General features: G+C 69.9%; 14 protein-coding genes. 5 read left to right on the top strand and 9 right to left on the bottom strand.

Going from position 1 to position 16,423, the window contains the following annotated elements:
* Nucleotides 1-58 precede the first annotated feature (58 nt).
* The 5 genes from EAS64_RS29895 (at nt 59) to EAS64_RS29915 (ending at nt 6,337) form a co-directional block, all read left to right on the top strand.
* Nucleotides 59-1,282: an amino acid deaminase/aldolase gene (locus EAS64_RS29895; RefSeq protein WP_246115920.1), complete on the top strand. Its 1,224-nt coding sequence runs from the start codon at nt 59-61 to the stop codon at nt 1,280-1,282.
* A complete protein-coding gene (locus EAS64_RS29900) occupies nt 1,275-2,573 on the top strand; it encodes an MFS transporter (RefSeq protein ID WP_222849716.1) in 1,299 nt (432 codons plus the stop codon). Before EAS64_RS29895 ends, EAS64_RS29900 begins: the two co-directional genes overlap by 8 nt.
* 185 nt (nt 2,574-2,758) lie before the next feature.
* Entirely contained in the window at nt 2,759-3,322 is a 564-nt protein-coding gene (locus EAS64_RS29905) for a hypothetical protein (protein ID WP_145858471.1), read from the top strand.
* Nucleotides 3,319-5,910 (top strand): AAA family ATPase, encoded by a 2,592-nt coding sequence (locus EAS64_RS29910; RefSeq protein ID WP_145858473.1) that lies wholly within the window; start codon nt 3,319-3,321, stop codon nt 5,908-5,910. The genes EAS64_RS29905 and EAS64_RS29910 overlap by 4 nt, the downstream gene beginning before the upstream one ends.
* A gap of 1 nt (nt 5,911) precedes the next feature.
* A complete protein-coding gene (locus EAS64_RS29915) occupies nt 5,912-6,337 on the top strand; it encodes a hypothetical protein (RefSeq protein WP_145858475.1) in 426 nt (141 codons plus the stop codon).
* Between the two features lie 27 nt (nt 6,338-6,364).
* Here the strand turns inward: EAS64_RS29915 and EAS64_RS29920 are convergent, their stop codons facing one another.
* The 9 genes from EAS64_RS29920 to EAS64_RS29960 form a co-directional block, all read right to left on the bottom strand.
* The gene (locus tag EAS64_RS29920; protein WP_187366274.1) at nt 6,365-7,150 is read right to left on the bottom strand and encodes a glutaminyl-peptide cyclotransferase; all 786 of its coding nucleotides are present in this window, start codon (nt 7,148-7,150) and stop codon (nt 6,365-6,367) included.
* Nucleotides 7,151-7,289: 139 nt separating this feature from the next.
* Complete coding sequence (locus tag EAS64_RS29925) at nt 7,290-8,354, bottom strand: electron transfer flavoprotein subunit alpha/FixB family protein (RefSeq protein ID WP_145858479.1); 1,065 nt, start codon at nt 8,352-8,354, stop codon at nt 7,290-7,292.
* Nucleotides 8,354-9,127, bottom strand: a complete 774-nt coding sequence (locus tag EAS64_RS29930) for an electron transfer flavoprotein subunit beta/FixA family protein (protein WP_145858481.1) — start codon at nt 9,125-9,127, stop codon at nt 8,354-8,356. Before EAS64_RS29930 ends, EAS64_RS29925 begins: the two co-directional genes overlap by 1 nt.
* A gap of 2 nt (nt 9,128-9,129) precedes the next feature.
* Nucleotides 9,130-11,634, bottom strand: a complete 2,505-nt coding sequence (locus EAS64_RS29935) for an FAD-dependent oxidoreductase (RefSeq protein ID WP_145858483.1) — start codon at nt 11,632-11,634, stop codon at nt 9,130-9,132.
* Nucleotides 11,631-12,257: a DUF1638 domain-containing protein gene (locus EAS64_RS29940; protein WP_222849717.1), complete on the bottom strand. Its 627-nt coding sequence runs from the start codon at nt 12,255-12,257 to the stop codon at nt 11,631-11,633. The genes EAS64_RS29935 and EAS64_RS29940 overlap by 4 nt, the downstream gene beginning before the upstream one ends.
* Complete coding sequence (locus EAS64_RS29945; RefSeq protein ID WP_145858485.1) at nt 12,226-14,040, bottom strand: ASKHA domain-containing protein; 1,815 nt, start codon at nt 14,038-14,040, stop codon at nt 12,226-12,228. The genes EAS64_RS29940 and EAS64_RS29945 overlap by 32 nt, the downstream gene beginning before the upstream one ends.
* Entirely contained in the window at nt 14,037-14,936 is a 900-nt protein-coding gene (locus EAS64_RS29950) for a dihydropteroate synthase (RefSeq protein WP_145858488.1), read from the bottom strand. The genes EAS64_RS29945 and EAS64_RS29950 overlap by 4 nt, the downstream gene beginning before the upstream one ends.
* 12 nt (nt 14,937-14,948) lie before the next feature.
* Complete coding sequence (locus tag EAS64_RS29955; protein ID WP_145858490.1) at nt 14,949-15,614, bottom strand: cobalamin B12-binding domain-containing protein; 666 nt, start codon at nt 15,612-15,614, stop codon at nt 14,949-14,951.
* Nucleotides 15,611-16,387, bottom strand: a complete 777-nt coding sequence (locus EAS64_RS29960) for an IclR family transcriptional regulator (protein WP_145858491.1) — start codon at nt 16,385-16,387, stop codon at nt 15,611-15,613. Before EAS64_RS29960 ends, EAS64_RS29955 begins: the two co-directional genes overlap by 4 nt.
* Between the last annotated feature and the right edge of the window lie 36 nt (nt 16,388-16,423).

A 16,423-nucleotide genomic window follows, 5' to 3' on the forward strand; every position in this document is an offset into this window, starting at 1 on the left:
TTTCCAGATCTTCCGCCCCGGTGGCCTATTTCCCCCGTGGAGCGGTTAATGTTTGCGCATGTCAGGCATCATGTCGAGCCACGTGACCAGGCAGGATCCACTCGAGGCCCTCACCGCTCACCTGGACCCGCCGTTCGCCGCGGTCGACCTCGCGGCGTTCGACGCCAATGCACGGGACCTGGTACGGCGAGCCAACGGCCTGCCCATCCGGGTGGCGAGCAAGTCGCTGCGCTGCCGGGCCCTGCTCCAGCGTGCCCTGGCCCGGCCAGGATACCGGGGCGTGATGTGCTATTCACTTGCCGAGGCCCTCTGGCTGCACGGCACTGGCATCAGCGACGATCTGCTCGTCGCCTACCCGTCGGCCGACCGCGCGGCGCTGCGGGCACTTGCCGCCGACGAGGCGGCTCGCGAGCACATCACGATAACCATCGACTCCGCCGGCCATCTCGACTTCATCGATGCCACGCTCGGCGCAGGCCATCGGACGATCCGGGTCTGCGTCGAACTCGACGTTTCCTGGCGGCCGCTGCCCTACGGCCCCGTCGTGCAGATCGGCACCTGGCGCTCGCCGCTGCGCGCACCAGCCGAGGCCGCGCTTTTCGCCGAGACGGTGCTGCGGCGGCCCGGGTTCTCGCTCGTCGGCGTGCTCGGCTACGAGGGACAGATCGCCGGCCTCGGCGACGCTCCGCCCGGCCACCCGGTGCGCGCCCGGTTCATCCGGGCGATGCAGTCCCGCTCGTCCGCGGAACTGCGCGAGCGGCGGGCGGAGACCGTCCGCCGCATCCAGGCGCTGACCCCGCTCGAGTTCGTCAACGGCGGCGGCACCGGCTCGCTCGAGTCGACGGCGGCCGACAGCTCGGTCACCGAGCTGGCCGCGGGCTCTGGCCTGGTCGGGCCGACCCTCTTCGACGCTTACCGCCGGTTCCACCCCAAGCCCGCCCTGATGTTCGCGCTGCCGGTGGTGCGCAGGCCGGCGCCGGGGGTAGCCACCCTGTACAGCGGCGGCTACGTCGCCTCGGGCACGGGGACACCGGACCGGCTGCCCAAGCCGTTCCGGCCCGTGGGACTGAAGCTGACCAAGGTCGAGGGAGCGGGCGAGGTGCAGACCCCGGTCACCGGCGACGCCGCGGACCGGCTCTCCATCGGAGATCGCGTCTGGCTCAGGCACGCCAAGGGCGGCGAACTTGCCGAGCGGCTCACGGAATATCACCTCATCAATGAGGAAGAGGGCACCACCGAGAGCGTTCCCACCTATCGCGGGGAAGGGCACTGCTTTGGATGAGGCCATCGCGACGGGCCGGGAGACCACGCTGCCCGCCGCCCTGGCCGAGCCGGCCGTGCCGGTCCGCAGGGGCTGGATTTCGCTGCTGTTCCTCGCCAACATCGGGCTCTGGCTGGCCATCTACGCGCCGCTCCAGGTGCTGCTGCCCGAGCAGGTGCAGTCGCTGCACGACCATGTCGTGAAAAACAATGCCGTACCGAGCGGAACCGATGCGGTCCTGCTGTCCGTGGTAATGGGTGTGGGAGCTATCGCCGGGCTTATCGCCAACCCGGTCGTCGGCGCCCTGTCAGACAGGACCACCTCGCCGCGCGGCCGCCGCCACCCGTGGACTTTCGGCTGCGCGCTTGTCGCCGCTCTCGGCCTCGCGGTGGTCGCCGCCTCTCCCGCCATCGGCGTGATGGCGGTCGGCTGGTTCATCGCCGAACTTGGCCTCGGCGGCATGCTCGCCACGCTCACCGCCGCGCTCCCTGACCGGGTTCCCGTCAGCCAGCGAGGCACCCTCGGCGCGCTGATCGGGATCAGCCAGATGCTCGGCACGGTGCTCGGCGCCCTGCTCGTCACCGTGATCATCACCAGGATGTCGGCCGGCTACGCGGCCTGCGCCGTCATCGTCGTCGGCTTCGCGGCCGTGTTCACGCTGCGGACAGCGGACGAGCCGCTGCCCGTCAGGTACAAGCCGGATCACCCGCTGTCCACCGCGCTGCGGCGCATGTGGGTCTCGCCGCGGGCCTACCCGGACTTCGCCTGGGGCTGGGCCACTCACTTCCTGGTCAACCTGGGCAACGACCTGGGCACGCTGTACCTGCTCTACTTCCTGTCCCGCGGCGCGCACTACCACGACCCGCAGACGGGCCTGCTGATCCTGATGGCGCTCTATGCGGTGGCGCTGCTTGCCGCTGGATCGGTTCTCGGCACGCTGTCCGACAAGTCGGGCAGGCGCAAGCCCTTCATCGTCGGCGCCGCGGTGTTGATGGCGCTGGCCGCCGCACTCCTCGCTACGTCACCTACCTGGACGATGGCGCTGGTCGCGGCGCCGCTGCTCGGCGCGGGCTTCGGCACCTACTGGGCCGCGGCGCCTGCCCTGCTCACGCAGGTGCTTCCGGCTGCGGTCGACCGCGGCAAGGATGTCGGCATCATCAACATGGGTTATAACCTGCCGCTTGTGGTGGCACCGCTCGCAGCCGGGGTAGTACTGGGGTTGATGAACAGCTATCCGGCACTCTTCGCCTTGTCTGGCTTTGTCACAATCATCGCCATCTGGACGGTGAGCCGCGTCCGCTCGGTCCGCTGAGCGCCTTTACCAAATCGATATCTAACGGCATACTTAGCAGGAGAAGACGATATGTGGAGGTCACCCCTTTGACGAAACGGGCCTTCCGCTCAACACGAGGCCTCACCGGGGGGTTGGCGTTCCTCCTCATGGGTGCACTTGCCACGGTGGGATTGAGCGCTTGCGGAGCCCCCGCTTATACGTACGTGGCCGACTCGGCCGCGAAGACGTATTACAAGGTTCCGTCCCAGTGGCACCAGATTTCACAGAAGGACCTGGCCGCGGCGCTGAAGGCGGCCGGCGGTTCCAGTGCCGGCGTGTGGTCCAGTGCGTTCGACGCGGGCACGGCGCCGTCGGGGAGCAACTTCCTCGCGCCGGCCATCAGCAAGCCGTTCTTGTTCGCCGAGGTGGGAACGCTATCGCCGACCGTCAGCAACGAGCTCTCGTACAACCTGATGCGCGACTTCATGCTGCCGGTGACCTCCAACTCGCGGCAGCAGGACGCGGCAAGCGGCTTCCCGCTGACCAACTTCAAGCAGTTGCGCGACCAGACCATCACCGGGAAGGCTGGCGTGCACGGGGTCCGGGAGACCTTCCAGTACACCTTCCCCGGCGGCGTCGTCGACACCTTTGACGAGGACGTGCTGACCAACGCGGACCAGACCCAGGTCTACTTCCTCATGGTGCACTGCACGGACTCTTGTTACTCCAGCAACGTAAACAACATAGATACCGTCATGTCATCATTTACCGTCGGGAGCCCGACATGAAGAAGTCCAAGCAGCCGGCGGAGCTGGGACTCACCTACGAGGGCGGGCGCCCGCGAGAAGAAGACATACTGACGCGCCGGCGGATTCCTCTCTGGGACCGGATCAAGTGGCTGGTCCTGCTCGCCGTGATCTGGTTCCTCCTCGTCTGGTCGCTGATGGCGGACAACCAGATCATGGGCTTCCAGGACGCGCTGCGGATCGAGGTGCAGCTGGGCTGGTGGGTCTTCATCCTGGCCGGCCTTGAGGTAGTGCACCAGGCGCACTTCCTGATCAGCGAGCACTCGGCGCGCTACAACCAGTTCTGGATTCACAAGGTCTGGGGCAGGTCGGAGCGCTTCCAGGAGCGCAAGCTGTCGGCGTGGACGCGCTACCGCATCGGCCGGGTAATCCGCTGGGTAATCCTGATCGCCGTCCTCGCCATCCTGGCCGGCAAGATCATGCACGAAGCGCCGCTCACCGCGCTCGTGCTCGTCCCGTCGATTTTGTGGCACGCACTGCCGACCTTCATCCAGTACGCCTTCCTGCTGTTCTTCACGGTCGCTCAGTTCGCGCTGCTGTTCTGGTTCATGTCCAGGGGCGGCGTAGACGTCTACTACCCGGACGACATCAAGACCAGGTTCTCCGACGTCTGGGGCCAGGACCACGTGCTCGAGCGGGTCAAGGAGAACATCGTCTTCCTGCAGAACCCCGAGCTCATCGAGGATCGCGGCGGCTACGTGCCAGGCGGCATCCTGCTGTGGGGGCCGCCAGGCACCGGCAAGACGCTGATGGCCGAGGCGGTCGCCGGCGAGACCGGCAGGCCGTACGTATTCGTCGACCCGGGCGCGTTCATCAACATGTTCATGGGTGTCGGCATCCTGAAGGTCAAGAGCCTGTTCCGCAAGCTGCGCAAGCTGTCGCTGCGCTACGGCGGCGTGATCGTCTTCTTTGACGAGGCCGACTCGCTCGGCAACCGTGGCATCGCCATGGGCGGCCAGCCCGGCGGCGGCAACGTCGGCGCGGCACCGTTCGCCAACGCCGGCTGTCACGGCTTCTCCTACCTGTCCTCCGACAGCCAGTGGCGGATCACCCGCGACATGCTGAGCTCGCAGTTCGCCGTCGACCCCGCCGAGCCCCGTGCGCGGCGGAACAAGCAGATCATCGGCGCCGGCATGAACGGCGGCGGCGGAGGCGGCGGCATGGGCACGCTCCAGGCCCTGCTCACCGAGCTGTCCGGCCTTAAGAAGCCGCGCGGATTCATCAACCGGGTGGTCCGGCGGGCGCTCGGCATGAAGCCGAAGCCGCCGCCCCACTATCGCATCCTGGTCATGATGGCGACCAACATGCCGTCCACGCTCGACGAGGCGCTACTGCGGCCGGGCCGCATCGACCGCATGTACCGGGTCGGTTACCCGTCAAAGGCCGGCCGCATCCGCACCTACGAGGGCTATTTCGCCAAGGTCTCGCACGAGCTGACCGCCGAGCAGATCGACAAGCTCGCCACGATCACCCCGTACGCGACGGGTGCCTCGATCAAGGACATGGTCAACGAGGCCCTGATCATCGCGATCAGGGACGGCCGCGACGTCATCACCTACCAGGACGTGATCAAGGCCAAGCAGCTCAAGGAGCTCGGCCCGCCCGAGGACGTCGAGTACATCGAGCGGGAACGGCACGCGGTCGCGATCCACGAGGCGTGCCACGCGGTGGTGGCCTACCGGACCAGGCACCACATGGAGATCGACATAGCTACGATCGAGAAGGGCAGCGACTACCTCGGCATGGTTTCGTCGATCAAGCCGGAGGACCAGTTCACCCGGTGGCGCAGTGAGTACGAGTCGGACATCCTCGTGGCGCTTGCCTCGCTGGCCGGGGAGCGGATGTTCTTCGACAGCGACAGCTCGTCCGGCGTTTCCGGCGACCTGGACTCCGCGACCACCGTCGCCTCCTTCATGGAGGGGTACTGGGGCATGGGCAAGACGGTGACCTCCGCCGCCTCGGCCCGCCGCCTGGAGGCGGGTACGCCGGGCGGTCCCCGGTCCGCCGCCGCGCCGGGCAAGGGCGGGGACGCTGGGCCATCGCCGTTCGGCAGGCTCGCGGACCGGATTGAGGACAACCTCGGCCTGCTGCTCGTCAAGGTCGAGGAGATCCTGCGCGAAAACGAGCGGTACGTGCTCGCGCTCGCGCACGCGCTTGAGTCGCACAAGACGCTCAGCGGCGAGGATGTCACCGCCGTGTTCGAGGGCGGGCGCGGCCCGCTCGTGGACGGCGCGCCGTACGCGGACGATGCTTTCATCGCGAAGCTGCGCGACTACCACCTGGCGGCCAAGCTCGCGCACCAGCAGCACAACCAGCCGCAGCTGACGCTGCCGGTGGCCGAACCCGTGTTCGCCATCGCCGACTCATACGGTTCCGGCGGCTTCCTCGGCGGCAGCGCGTACGGCCCGAACGGCAACGGAAGCGGCACCGGGACCAGTGGATCCGAGGACGTGATCGATTTCGGCGGCATCGGCACCGGGAACGGGTCGCACGGCGGGCCGCTCGGCGCGCCCACCTATGACCCGCCCGCGTATGGCGAGCCGGACGATTCCGGCAACGACGAAACCTGAGGTGCATCCAAGACATCGAGTCCGGCTGGCCGTCAACCTGCTCAACGGGTCGACGCCGGCCGGATTCGCTGTTTCCGCGGCGGGACGCGCCCGGCTGGCCCGCTACCCAGACGGCGTGCTCGTCGGCACCGGCTACCGCCTGCCGGTGCCGCCCGCGCCCGCGTTCACCCTCGGGAACGTGATCATCGCCAGGCAGTCCGTCCTCGCGCAGGACGCCGCCCTGCTCCGCCACGAGGCCAGGCACTGCACGCAGTACGCCTGGTGCGGCGGCCTGCTCATGCTGCCGCTCTACTTCACCGCCGCCGGAGTGTCCTGGCTGCTGTCCGGTGATCCCGGCTCGTGGAACCTCTTCGAGCGCGCCGCCGGCCTGGCCGACGGAGGCTACACCGACCGACCGCTCCGCGGGCCGTTCCGTGGCCCCGCCTAGACGTTTGCCGCCGGCAAGTCCCGTGCACTAAAAGACGGTGGGGCCGGTGAGCAGGCGGTCGAGCTGCCCGCGGTCGCGGTCAGGGACGAGCTGGACGTGACGGATGGACCGCCAGCCTTTGCCGGTGAGCAGGAACTCGCCAGGCGCGGCCATTGCCGCGATCCCGTTCATGACCATCTGCGGGTCCGTGTGCCGTTCGCCGGCGCGGCGCGCGTCCGTCACGCACACGACCTCGCCGGTTGCCAGGTCGATCCCCACGAGGATCTCGGTTCCGAGGACGTTCGCCCAGACAAGCCCGCCGGACCAGGTTAGGTCGTTCAGCCAGCGAACCCGCCAGCCCTGGCAGCGAACGTGCACGACTTCCCTGGGTTCAAGTGTCGCCGGGTCACGCCGCACGAGCTCGCTGGTCCCGTCGCTTGTCACCACCTCACCCGACGGCGGACCGGGGTAGCCAGCGGCTACCTCATTTCGGTTGCCCACGGGAACCCCGCAGATCCCCCAGCCGTCACGGTTGTAGGAGACCATGTCCCGCAGCTCAAGCGTCGTCGCGTCCCAGCGCAGGGCGACCCGTTCCTTCCAGGTGAGCTGCCAGATGCTGTCGCCAGCTCGGCAGATCCCCTCACCGAAAAGCTCGTCCGCCAGCCTCGACTCTGCCGCAGGCGCCTCGGCGCCCACCGGGTACCGCCGCAGCACAGACATCCCGTATTGCCCGCCGGACTCCCACACCGTCCCGCCATCGGCGAGGAGCCCCTGGGTAAAGCCCCGCGCGGGATGCGGCATCGTCCGCACTACTCGTACCCGGAAGAACCGCACAACCCGATTATCCCGCCGCCGCCGCTCCCGCGGGCGCTTCCTGCCGCGCCCGCCCGTCGGGGCCGCGTCGGCATCTCCGTTTATGAATGTACGTTCAGGCCGCCTCTGGCTGGCCCAACGGTACATTCATGGCCGCGAGTCAGCTGGGGGCGCGGTCGTGGAGGGCCTTGAGCAGGGCCGGAATCACCTCGTGCAAGTCGCCGATGATCGCGTAGTCGGCGCGGGTCATCATCGGGGCGGACGGGTCGGTGTTGATCGCGATGATGTGCCTCGCGCCAGCGCAGCCTGCGAAGTGCTGGATGGCGCCGCTGATGCCGCAGGCCAGGTAGAGGTCGGGAGTGATCTTGGTGCCCGTCTGACCCACCTGCATGGAGTGCGGGCGCCAGCCCTCGGAGGTCACCACCCGGGACACCCCGACGACCCCGCCGAGCAGCGCCGCCAGCTCCTCAAGCGGCGCGAACCCGTCGGCGCTGCCGACGCCGCGGCCGCCGCCGACGACGACGCGTGCGGTGGCGAGCGACGCGCCCCCGGTACCCGCGGATGTCTCGACGGCGCGGACCGCCAGGTCGGACTCGGTCACTGCCGCCGCGACCTCATGCACCACCGCGGCGCCTGGTGCTGGCGCCGGCTCCGCCGCGACGGCGTCCGTCGCCACGGTGAGCAGCACGTGCGGAGCGTCGAGCACGGCCTCCTCGAGCAGCAGGCCGGCCCACCGCTGCCGGACCAGGTCCACCGTGCCCGCGCCGGCCGCCGAGGCCGTCACGCAGTTGGCGGCCATCGGCAGTCCGGTGATCGCACCCAGATGGGCGAGTATCTCGTTGCCATGATCGGTGCCTGCCGCGACCACCGCGTGCCCGGCGCCATCCGGCCCGGCGCCATCTGGCAGGGCGCCATCTGGCAGGGCGCCGCCCGGTAGGAAGGCACCCGCCACCGAAACGTCGGCGGCGGATGCGAGAAGTCCGGCGAGGCCGCGGGCCTGCGCCTGCGGCGCGTAACCCTCGATCCCCGAGACCAGGTAGACGTCATCGGCCCCGTAGGCAGCGAGGCTCGCGCCGACCGGGGCCGGCAGGGTGTCGAAGGCCACGGCGACGAGCCCGGCGGGGCCGCCATCGGCGCCGGCCAGGCCGCGGGCGAGGGTGAGTGCGCGAAGGGAGGCGTCGGCGACTTCCGCGCCGTCCAGCTCAATCAGGCAGAAGACGGTCATCACAGCACCCCGATGTCGGCGAGCACGGAGACGAGCGCGGGAACCGCGTCGGCGCCCCTGCCGAGCACGGTCGCCTGCTTCTTCGGCGCGTCTGGCACGCGCAGCCGGACCATGCGGACATCGGGAACCGGCGCGGACGCCGCCACCGACGAGAGCGGTATCCGGGTGATCGCCGCCCGCTTGGCGCGCAGCCGGCCCGGCAGCGACGGGTACCGCGGCAGGTTGATGCCCTCCTTGACCGTCACCACGCACGGCAGGGGCAGCGTGAAGGTCTCCGTCACGCCCCGGTAGGTACGGGAGGCGGCGAGCGAAGCGCCGTCATCGGCCACCGTGATCGCCTTGATGCCGGTCGCCACCGGCCTGCCGAGCAGGTGCGCGAGCCGGATGCCGACCTGGTAATCCCCGGTGTCCGACGCCTCATTGCCGAGCAGCACCAGGTCGTAGGCCGCCGACGCCGCCACCGAGTGCAGCGCGGCGGCCGTGGTGAGCGGTCCGGTCTCCTCGCCTGGAGCGGTCTCGACGAGGACTGCGCCCGACGCGCCGAGCGCCATGCAGGCGCGGAGCTGCTCCTCGGCCTCGACGGGCCCGAGCGAGACCACGGTCACCGAGCCGCCGAACCGCTCGACGAGCCGCACCGCCTCCTCGACCGCGCATTCCTCGTGCGGGCTGATGGTGAAGCCGGATGACTTCGTGTCGATGGCGCGCCGGTCGGCGGTCAGCGCGATGGCGCCGCCGACCGTCGGCACTCGCTTGACGCAGACGAGAATCTCCATCGTCACCGCATCCGCAGGCCGGCCGGGTCGAACACGGCCCCGGTGGATGCGACGGTGACCGGGTACTGCTCACCCATATACTCCACCAGCAGCGGCGTGCCCGCGGCGGCAAGCTCCGGCGGCAGGTACGCCATCAGCAGGTGCTTGCCGACCGACGGCCCGGAGCCCGCCGAGGTCACATAGGACGGCCGGCCGAGCGCGTCGACCAGGCGCTCGCCGTCCAGGGTCAGGATCGGCTCGCCGCCGAGCATGTACCTGGGCGTGCCGTCGGCAGACCGGTGCGAGTCGACCGTCAGCGTGCACAGCACCGCGGCGGGCGGCGCCGCCCGGGCCGCGAGGTAGGCCTCCTTGCCGATGAACGACTGGGCCTTCACCCGGGGCCGCATCATCCCGGCCTCCACCGGGTTGTACTCCCCGGTGAGCTCCGCGCCGAATGCCCGGTACCCCTTTTCCAGCCGCGCGGTCGTCCCGTAGACGCCGATGCCGACGGGCACCAGACCGTGCGACTGGCCCGCCGTCCAGAGCAGGTCCCACAGGTGCCCCGCCTGATCCACCGGCGCGTGCAGCTCCCAGCCGAACTCGCCCACGTAGGAGATGCGAGAGGCAAGGACCACGGCCCCGCCCAGTTCGATAAAGGCATTACTCCCGAACGGTTGCGGCTGACTCTGGTCGCCCTCCCATCTCGCTTCGGCCAGGATGTCCCTGGCGGTGGGTCCCCACAGGCCGATCGTCGCCCAGGCCGAGCTGACGTCGGTGAGCTGCGCATTGTCCGGCAGCCGGTCGCTGATCCACTTGGCGTCGCGCCCGCCGTCGGCCGCCCCGGTCACCACCCAGAAGCGATTGGCGCCGAGCCGCATGATCGTGAGGTCTGCGACGAAGCCGCCGGACTCGTTGAGGAACGGCGTGTAGACAGTGCGGCCCGGCGCCACGTCGAGCTGGGCGACCGCGACATTCTGCAGCCCGGCGAGCGCGCCGGGCCCGGTTACCTCGAGGATGGTGAACGCGGACAGGTCGACGATGCCCGCGCCCTCCCGCATCGCCAGGTGCTCGGCGTTGATGACAGGCGACCACCACCGCGACTCCCATTCGGCGGGCCTGTCCATCAGCGCGCCCGCGTACTTCTCGAGCAGCGGCTCGTTGGCGGCGTACCAGAACGGGCGCTCCCAGCGTGCCGTCTCGTAGCACACGGCGCCGAGGTTCGCGGTCCGCCCGTAGAGCGGGCCGGTGCGCAGCGGTCGCAGCGACTCGTACTGTTCCGCGGGGTGCACGATGCCGTACATCTTGTTGAACGCCTCGGCGGCGCGGGCCCGCGCGAACTCCGTCGTCCGCGACGACGGGTAGAACCTGGCGACGTCGGCCTCGTGCACGTCGACCGTGGGCACCCGGCCCGACATCAGCTCGGCCAGGGCGCGGCCGCAGCCCGGCCCCTCCTTGATCCAGCTCGCCGCGGCCGTCCAAAGGCCCGTCACCTCGGGGGTCTCGCCGAGCAGCGGGTGCCCGTCCGGCGTCATCGAGATGAGCCCGTTGATCGCGTACCTGATGCCGGCCTTCTCGTCGCCGAGCAGCTCGGGCATGAGCTCGAGTGACGCGGCGAGCTGCGGGTCGAAGTCGTCGGCGGTGAACGGCAGCTCGGTCGGGGAGAGCACGGCCTCCTCGTTGGACGGGATCGTCTCCGGCGGCACGATGATCGGCCGGTGCATGTAGGAGCCGACCTCCATGTCACCGCCGTGCTGCCGCTCGTACATGCCCTCGTCCACGTCCCTGACGATCGGGTAGGAGATCTCTCCCGTGGTCCCGGCGAACAGGCCGATCGGGCCGACGCTGATCATCTGGTGCACCACCGGCGTCAGCGCGAGCCGCGCGCCGGCCAGGGCGGCCACCTTCGTCGACCAGACGCCGCAGCAGATCACCACGTTGTCCGTGGCGATCTCGCCCTTGGTGGTGACGACGCCTGTCACCCGGTCGCCCACGGTGGTGATGTCGAGCACCTCGGCGCCGGAGACGACCGACAGCGCGCCTGAGGCCTGGGCCTGCTCGCGCATCAGCGTGCCTGCCCGCAGGCTGTCCACCACGCCGACCGTCGGGAAATAGCCGCCGCCGAGTATGACACCCGGGTCCAGGTAGGGGACCAGCTTCTGCACGCCCTCGGGCGTGAGGTGCTCGGCCGGGATGCCCCATGCCTTGGCCTTCGTGACGCGGCGCTTGAGCTCCTGCATCCGCTCCGGCGTGCGGGCCACCTCGATGCCGCCGGACTCGGTGAACACGCCAAGGGCCTTGTACTGCTCGGTCGAGTCCCTGGTCAGCTCGAACATCAGCCGCGAGTACTCGATGGGGAAGATGAAGTTGGACGCGTGCCCGGTGCTGCCGCCCGGGTTGGGCAGCGGCCCCTTATCCACGAGCACGAGGTCCTTCCAGCCGAGCAAGGCCAGATGGTGAACCAGGCTGTTGCCTACGATTCCCGCGCCGATGACTACGGCGCTGGCGCGCGCTGGAACGTCGTCGCTCATGGTTGCTCCTCATACTCAAACAATGCGGCTAGGGCTGCTTCTAGCCCGCTTGTGCCGGTGTCGATGCGGGTCAGCGGGAGGTCGAATCGGCTGGCGATCGCGGCGGCGGCCTCGCCAAGCTCGCTCGTCGCGCCCTGTGCCAGCCAGACAAGGCGGGTGTAGTGGCCGAAGTAGTCCGCCCAGAGCTCCGGGTGGCGGTCGAGGCCCAGCGGCTGGATGACCGATCTGTCGAAGGACCTGATCAGGTAGTCGGTGAGCAGGTACGTCCCTGGCTCCGCGGCGAAGATGGCCTCGATGGCCTGTGCGCCGGCGTACAGGTCGTAGCAGTGCAGGCCGGGAAGGCGTGCCGCGCCGGTGCGGGCGGACAGTTTGTCGAGCGCGCCGTAGCTGCCGCAGTCGGCGTAGCCAAGAACAGTGCGGGAACCCGGCGGGTGCGGAGTCAGCAGCAACCGTTCGGCGTGCGCTGAGATTTTTTCCGGGCGGTTGTGCAAGGCGGCGGACAGCGGCCGGACGACGACCGGCCAGCCGCGACGGGCGGCTATCTCGCGGATGTGGCCGGCCAGCGCGCCGCAGGCGATGATTTCGATTGGGTTAGAAGCCGAGCTGGTCGATGAACCTGTCATTGAAGTCGGGTCGGTCGCTGAGTTCGACATAGCGCACCTCCTCAAGGAGGGCGAGGGCGGCGGCCCGGTCGCGGACTGACAGCAGGGCCATCTTGGCGCCCTCGCCCGCCACGTTGCCGGCGGCGACGATCCGGCGCGGCCCCACGTCGGGAACCAGGCCGATCCTGATCGCGGACTTCGCCGACAGGTAGGAGCCGAAGCTGCCCGCGAGCAGCACCTGCTTGACGTCCTCCGTTGTCAGGCCGGCTTCCTCGAGGAGGATCTGCCAGCCGGTGGAGATCGCCGTCTTGGCGAACTGCAGCTCGCGGATGTCCCGCTGCGACAGGTACACGCTGCTCGCCGGGTCGCGGTCCGCGGACCAGTGCAGCACGAAGACGCGCTCCTTGCCGATCATCGTCAGCCGGCCGGCCAGTCCTGGCGCCACGTCGGCGTCCCGCACGAACCGGCCCGACGAGTCGATAACGCCGGCCTCCACGAGCGCGGCCACCGCGTCCACCAGGCCGGAGCCGCACAGCCCGGCGGGCTCGGTGTCGCCGATGACGGTCAGCTTGAGTTCGCCGTCCTCGGTGATCGTGACCGCCTCGATGGCGCCGTCGGCGGCCCGCATGCCGCAGCGGATGGACGCGCCCTCGAAGGCAGGGCCGGCCGGCGCCGCGGTGGCGAGCAGCCAGTCGCGGCCGCCGAGCACGATCTCGCAGTTGGTGCCGATGTCGATGAACAGCCTGACCCGCGGGTCGCGGTCCATGCCGCTTGCCAGCAGCCCCGCGGTGATGTCGCCGCCGACATAGGCACCGAACGCGGGGAAGACGACGGCCCGCGCCTGCGGGTGCGCGGGCACGCCGAGATCGCCTGCGCGCACCTCGGGCAGCAGCCGAGCGGCCATGATGAACGGCGCGACGCCGAGCGGCTCGGGGTCGATGCCGAGGACCAGGTGGACCATGGTGGCGTTGCCCGCCAGGGCGACCTCGTAGACCTCCTCAGGCGGCACGCCGCCCGCCTTGAGCACGGCATGACTCAGCTCGGCGAGTGTGTCCTGGGCGAGCTGCCGCAGCTTGTCCCCGGCGGCGGGGTCGAGCATGGTCGCGGAGATCCTGGCGATCACGTCGGCGCCGAACGGCTGCTGCTTGTTGAGCATGGACTCGACGGCCACCGGGGTGCCGGTGGTGAGGTCGAGCAGGGCGGCGACGACCGTGGTCGTGCCGAGGTCGAAGGCGAGCCCGTACACGCGGCCGCTGGTGTCGCCCTCCTCGACCGCGATCAGCGTCTCGTCGGCGACGACGGCGGTCACCTTGAAGTCCGCCCGGCGCAGCGTGCCGCCGAGGGTGCGCAGCACGGCCAGGTCGGGCGCGGGGTTGAGGTCGGCCAGCTCGGCGAGTACCCGCTCCAGGTCGGTGACCTGATCGGTCAGCGTCGGCTCGGACAGTTCCAGGTATCGCTTGATGACCGCGGGCCGGAGGATGACCTGGCGGCCCACGCCGACGGTGGCCGCCTTGGGCCGGGTGGTCAGCGGCGGCACCTCGATGTCGGCGTCGGTGGTGGCGGGCGTGCGGCAGGCGAGCCGCCAGCCGTCCTTGATCTCCTGCGCGGTGTAGGCGCGCAGGTCGAGGCTGGTCGGCAGCGGCGCGTCGGCCTTGAACCTGATCCGGCACTTCTTGCAGGTGCCGTGGCCGCCGCAGGTGGAGTCGATCGCGATGCCATTCCAGCTCGCCGCGTCGAAGAGGGTGACGCCGAGCGGCACCCGCACCGGGCGGTCGTTGAACCGCAGGTCGACCCGCTGGCTCATGACTGGGCTTGGCCCGGCATGGCCGGCATCGCCTGCGTCGCGGGGGCCGCCATCGCGGCCCGGTAGGCGGCGATCCAGGCGGCGCCCCAGTCGTCGTGGCCGAGCAGCAGGTCGGCGGCCCTGACGGCGGTGACCACCTGCGGAGTGCGTGCGTCCATGATGGCACTCGTCAGCCCGTGCGCCGCCGCGACCGGCAGGAATGCGGCGGTCAGCGCGTGCCTGTCCGGCATGCCGAAGGACAGGTTGGACGCGCCGCAGGTGGTGTTGACGCCGAACTCTTCCCTGATCAGGGCCAGGGTCTCCAGCGTGCGCATGGTGTTGCCGGTGTCCGCGCCCGCGGGCATCGCGAGCGGGTCGATGACGATGTCCTCGATGGGGATCTGGTACCGCTCGGTTGCCGTGTAGATGAGCTTCCGGGTCAGCGCGAGGCGCTCCTGCGGTTCGTCGGGTATCTGCTCCTCGTCGTTGGGCAGGCCAATCACGGCGGCGCCGTACCGCTTCACCAGCGGGAGGATCGTGTCCAGCCGCTCGTCCTCCGCGGTCACCGAATTGACCAGGGCCTTGCCCTGGTAGACGGCCAGGCCCGCCTCGAGCACCTCGGGGATGGAGGAGTCGATGACGAGCGGCAGGTCGGTCAGCCGCTGGATGAGCGTGACCGCCTGGACCATCAGCTCGGCCTCGTCGGCCAGCGGCGCGCCCATGTTGACGTCGAGCAGCATGGCGCCGCCCGCGACCTGCTGCGCGACGTCGATCTCGACGCGGGACAGGTCGCCGTCGCGGAGCTGCCGCTGGAACTTGGCACGGCCGGTGGGGTTGATCCGTTCCCCGATGATGGCGAACGGCTGGTCATGGCCTATCGTGACGGTCTTCGCGTAGCTGGAGATCGTCGTGTGCACGCTGTCCTCCGGTCAGACGGGGGCGAGGGCGCGACGGCGCCTGATGAGCTCCTTGGCCTTGACCACGGCAGCGGAGGCGTCCGCCGCGTAGCCATCGGCACCGACCACGTCGGCGTACTCCTGGGTGACCGGGGCGCCGCCGACCATGACGATCACCTGATCCCGCAGGCCGGCCTTGGTCAGCGCGTTGATGTTCGCCTTGAACATCGGCATCGTCGTGGTGAGGAACGCGGAGAAGCCCACGATGTCCGGCTTGTGCGTCTTGACCGCGTCGACGAACTTCTCCGGTGAGACCTGCACGCCGAGGTCGATGACCTGGAATCCGGCGCCCTCGAACATGATGTTCACCAGGTTCTTGCCGATGTCGTGCACATCGCCCTTGACGGTGCCCATCACCACCGTGCCGATCTGGTCCGCGCCGGTCTCGGCGAGCAGCGGGCGGAGGATCTCGAGCGCGCCGGCCATGGCCTTGCCGGCGATGAGCATCTCAGGTACGAAGAAGTCGCCGCGCTCGAAGCGCGCGCCGACCTCCTCGAGCGACGGGATGAGCGCCTCGTAAAGCAGCGTCTCTGGCCCGAGCCCGTCGGCGAGCCCCTGCCTGGTCAGCTCGAGAACGGCGGGCCCGTTCCCGGTCAGCGTCCTGTCGTAGAGCTCGGTGAGCAGTTCTTCTCGGGTCATGCGGTGCTCGCCTTCCTCGATGTCCGCGGCCGGTGGCCGAGCGCGGCGGACAGCCCGGCCGCCTCCTCCACGCAGCGGCGGGCCGCGTTCGCCGCCGCTTCCCTGGTCATCCGGGAGGTCGGCGCCGACACTGACAGGGCCGCCACCACGGCGCCGTCATAGCGGAAGACGGGCGCCGCGAACGCGATAAGGCCGCGCTCAAGCTCCTCGTCGGTGACCGCGTAGCCCCTGGCGCGGACCGCGGCGAGCTCGGCGCGCAGCGCGGCCTCGCTGGTGATGGTCTTGTCGGTGCACCGCGCGAGCTCGCCCGAGGGCAGCTTCGCCACGCCGTAGGCGAGCAGCACCTTGCCGAGGCCCGAGGCGTGCAGCGGGACCGGGCGGCCGATCCAGTTGGTCCCGCCGATCAGGTAGGTGCAGTCGACCTGCGCGATCTGCTCCACCGTGTCCCCCGCGGCCACGCCGAGGTTGACCGTCTCGCCGGTGGTCTTGCCGAGCCGGTCGAGGAACGGCTGGGCGACGGCGACCAGCGAGGTGTCCGCGCCGCCGCGCCAAGCGAAGCTGACGAACATCTCGCCTGGCAGGAACCGGCCGTGATCATCGCGGCGGACTAGGTGGTTGCGCTCGAGGGCGAGCAGCAGGCGCGATGTCGTGGACTTGGCGAGGCCGGTGACCTCGGCGAGCTCGGTGAAGGTGACCGGATCGGCGGCGTGCACGACCTCCGAGAGCAGGCGCGCGGCCCGGTCCACGGCCTGGGTGCCGTTGGGGTTGCTCATCGGGATTTTCCGCCTGCCGTGCTCGGTGGTCCTATT

The organism is Trebonia kvetii, assembly GCF_007827045.1.
Classification (GTDB): domain Bacteria; phylum Actinomycetota; class Actinomycetes; order Streptosporangiales; family Streptosporangiaceae; genus Trebonia; species Trebonia kvetii.